Here is a 3,013-nt window from a genome sequence, read left to right on the forward strand (position 1 = left end):
GCCGGTCGTGATGGTGTCGTCGCTGACCGAGCGCGGCAACGAAATCACGCTGCGCGCGCTCGAACTCGGCGCGGTCGACTTCGTGACCAAGCCGAAGGTCGGCATTCGCGACGGCATGCTCGAATACGCGGAAAAGCTCGCAGACAAGGTGCGCGCAGCTGCGCGCGCACGCGTGCGTGCGCACCATGCGCCGAGCGCGCCGGCCGCCGGCGCGGCAACCGCCCACGGCGCTCACGGCGGCCACGGCGCCCATGGCCATGCCGCCGCGCACGCCGCGAGCCCGGCGCCGATGATCAACAACCCGCTGGTTTCCACCGAGAAGCTGATCATCGTCGGCGCTTCGACGGGCGGCACCGAGGCGATCCGCGAAGTGCTGCAGCCGCTGCCGCCCGACGCGCCCGCCGTGCTGATCGCGCAGCACATGCCGCCGGGGTTCACGAAGTCGTTCGCGCAGCGCCTGAACGGGCTGTGCCGCATCACCGTCAAGGAAGCGGAGCACGGCGAGCGTGTGCTGCCCGGCCACGCCTACATCGCGCCGGGCCACGCGCACCTCTTGCTCGCGCGCAGCGGGGCGAACTACATCGCGCATTTGTCCGACGACCCGCCGGTGAACCGGCATCGTCCGTCGGTTGACGTGCTGTTTCGCTCGGCGGCGCTGCACGCGGGCAAGAACGCCATCGGCGTGATTCTCACGGGCATGGGCCGCGACGGTGCGGCCGGGCTGCTCGAGATGCGCCAGGCCGGGGCGTTCACGCTCGCGCAGGACGAGGCGAGCTGCATTGTGTTCGGCATGCCGCGCGAAGCGATTGCGCTCGGCGCCGCCGACGAGATCGCCTCGCTCGCCGACATGAGCCGGCGCGTGATGACCCGCCTCGCCTCGATGGGCGACCGGGTCCAGCGCGTCTGATGGATAACCAATATCGAGATGTCGTGCCGGCCGGTTGAGCTTGCACGATCGCTCGCGATTAATTTATCTGGATAGGCAGTGCGCTTGTCTGGATAATTGCCCGGGTTTTCGCCTGGAGGAATGGAACGAGATGGATAAGGGAATGAAGATTCTGGTGGTGGACGACTTTCCGACGATGCGCCGGATCGTTCGCAACCTGCTCAAGGAACTGGGCTACTCGAACGTCGACGAAGCCGAAGACGGCGCAGCGGGCCTCGCGCGCCTGCGCGGCGGCAACTACGATTTCGTGATCTCGGACTGGAACATGCCGAATCTCGACGGTCTCGCGATGCTCAAGGAGATCCGCGCCGACGCGAATCTCACGCATCTGCCGGTGCTGATGGTCACGGCCGAATCGAAGAAGGAGAACATCATCGCGGCGGCGCAGGCCGGCGCGAGCGGCTACGTAGTGAAGCCGTTCACGGCCGCGACGCTCGACGAGAAGCTCAACAAGATTCTCGAGAAGATGGCCAAGACGGGGAGCTGACGTGAACGAGCCCATCAGTGCGCAGTCCGGCGCTCCTGCGGGTGAGTGGCCGCAAGGCGAGAGCGCCGTTGCGCCCGAACCGCCCGCTCAGCTCGATGCCGCGGCGCCTGCGGCGGGCGAGGCGGGCGAACTCGCGACGGACCGCATCCTCGCGCGCATCGGCCAGCTGACGCGCAGTCTGCGCGACTCGATGCGCGAGCTCGGCCTCGACAAGCACGTGGAGCGCGCCGCCGAGGCGGTGCCCGACGCGCGCGACCGCCTGCGCTATGTCGCGAACATGACCGAGCAGGCCGCCGAGCGCGTGCTCACGTCGATCGACATCGCCAAGCCGCTGCAGGAGACGCTCGAGCGCGACGCGAAGGAGCTTTCGAGCCGGTGGTCGACGTGGTACGACGCGCCGATCGGCCGCGAGGAAGTGCGCCAGCTGATGGACGACACGCGGTCCTTTCTGGACGGCGTGCCGCAGGCGACCACTGCCACCAACCAGCAACTGCTCGAAATCATGCTCGCGCAGGACTTCCAGGATCTGACGGGGCAGGTGATCAAGAAGATCATGGACGTGGTCTACCTGATCGAGCAGCAACTCTTGACCGTGCTGGTCGAGAACATTGCGCCCGAGCGGCGCGAGCAGTTCGCAGCGACAGCGGCGGCGCTCGCCGAGACGGTGAGCAGCACCGGCAGTCCCGAGAGCTTGCTCAACGGCCCGCAGATCAACCCCGAAGGCAAGACCGACGTCGTGCAGGACCAGGCACAGGTCGACGACCTGCTCGCTAGCCTCGGTTTCTGAGTGAGCGCAACCGAACGTAGGCCGTTCGGCCAACTGTCACCTCCAACGTCGGGCGGGCATACTACGGCTTAGTCGCTCGTGCCCTGCCGCGGCGCTCGTCGCGGCGGGGCAGCGAAGCGCAGTCTGTCGTTGCCCGTCCCGCTGTTTTGCGTCCCGCGACAACGTTTGCGCGCGGTCCGACAGCGCATGGTGCAACGCGCTATCGCGAGAGGGAGGGGCCGTCTTGTATCCGCACACCTCGTTTTCCGCCACGTGCGCGCGCGCGCGCTCGCTCGCACGGCGCGCCGCGCTTGCCTGCACGCTTGGCGCCGCGCTGGTTGTCACCCTGATTGCCGCGCGGCCGGCCTGCGCCGCGCTCGGCGGCGCGCCCATGCCCACACCCGCGGGCGCAAGCGCCACCACGCTGAGCGCAGCCGCAGCCGCAACGCAAGGCAATGCCTCCGCCGTCACGACCCAGGCCATGCAACACGCGGCCTCCGCCACGCCGGCGACATCCGCCGCATACACCATCCAGCAGACCACGCTCGCCAACGGCACGGTCGTGCGCGAGTACCTTTCGCAGGGCGGCACCGTGTTCGGCGTTGCATGGAGCGGTCCGCTGCCGCCCGACCTCGCCACGCTGCTCGGCGGCTACTTCCCGCAATACGTGGCCGCAGTGAAGGCGAGCCATGCCGCCGGCCGCGCGCGCGGGCCGGCCGTGGTCGAACAGTCGGGCCTCATCGTGCATGCGGGCGGGCACATGGGCGCCTTCTCCGGGCAGGCATGGCTGCCGCAGGCGCTGCCTGCCGGCGTC

General features: G+C 68.8%; 4 protein-coding genes. All 4 read left to right on the forward strand.

From position 1 onward, the window contains the following. Positions 1 to 907 (forward strand): chemotaxis response regulator protein-glutamate methylesterase (locus tag VMJ11_RS09030; RefSeq protein WP_325619054.1); only part of this gene is annotated, 907 nt, incomplete at its 5' end. Between the two features lie 130 nt (positions 908 to 1,037). After that, positions 1,038 to 1,433, forward strand: a complete 396-nt coding sequence (gene cheY, locus VMJ11_RS09035; RefSeq protein WP_112169901.1) for a chemotaxis response regulator CheY — start codon at positions 1,038 to 1,040, stop codon at positions 1,431 to 1,433. Position 1,434: 1 nt separating this feature from the next. Next, complete coding sequence (gene cheZ / locus VMJ11_RS09040) at positions 1,435 to 2,220, forward strand: protein phosphatase CheZ (protein ID WP_325619056.1); 786 nt, start codon at positions 1,435 to 1,437, stop codon at positions 2,218 to 2,220. 223 nt (positions 2,221 to 2,443) lie between these two features. Next, a partial coding sequence (locus VMJ11_RS09045) for a DUF2844 domain-containing protein (protein ID WP_414694350.1) occupies positions 2,444 to 3,013 on the forward strand: 570 nt, incomplete at its 3' end.

The sequence above is a fragment of the Paraburkholderia sp. genome, assembly GCF_035501035.1.
In the GTDB taxonomy this organism is placed as follows: domain Bacteria; phylum Pseudomonadota; class Gammaproteobacteria; order Burkholderiales; family Burkholderiaceae; genus Paraburkholderia.

Excerpts from the sequence above, each read along its gene's own strand:
- cheY (WP_112169901.1), top strand. The coding sequence starts at position 1,038 with ATGGATAAGGGAATGAAGATTCTGGTGGTGGACGACTTTCCGACGATG.